General features: G+C 50.3%; 1 protein-coding gene. It reads left to right on the top strand.

The annotated features are described in order from the left end of the window. On the top strand, positions 1-656 hold a 656-nt coding region (locus AC6EJC_RS26840), incomplete at both ends, for an AMP-binding protein (protein ID WP_444956520.1).

Raw genomic sequence — 656 nt, 5'->3', positions numbered from 1 at the left:
AATCATAAATTCAGCATCCATGAGCAGGACCGAATGATAGGTTTGTCCTCCATGTGTTTCGATCTGTCTGTGTATGATCTGTTCGGCGCCTTGGCAGCCGGAGCGGCATTGGTATTGATTGACGATCAGCGGGATGTCGACGATGTAATACACACGATAGAGTATCAAGGCATCACCTTATGGAATTCCGTACCCGCTATTATGGAAATGGTGCTTGCCAATGTCGCGGCTGACTTTCACAATGATGGAATTCGAACGGTGTTGCTTAGCGGGGATTGGATACCGCTGCACCTGCCTGAGAAAATAAAGCGACATTGTCCGCATGCAGAAGTGATTAGCCTGGGAGGAGCAACAGAAGCCTCGATTTGGTCCATCTACTACCCAATCGAGGAATGGGATGGACAGACCGCCTCGATACCTTATGGCAGACCGCTGGCGAACCAGCAGATGTATGTGCTGAACTATGAGCTGAAGCCTTGCCCGGCGGATGTACAAGGGGAACTGTACATTGGTGGAATGGGGCTTGCGGCAGGTTATCTAAATGATGAACGGAGAACCCGGGAATCGTTTGTGGAACATCCAGAGCTGGGCCGATTGTACCGAACTGGAGATTATGGAGTATGGCGTCCGGCAGGTTATATCGAATTTCAAGGACG

This window comes from Paenibacillus sp. TY11 (assembly GCF_059772165.1).
Note: the sequence above shows the minus strand (reverse complement) of the source record. Positions and strands in the feature narration are given on the sequence as shown.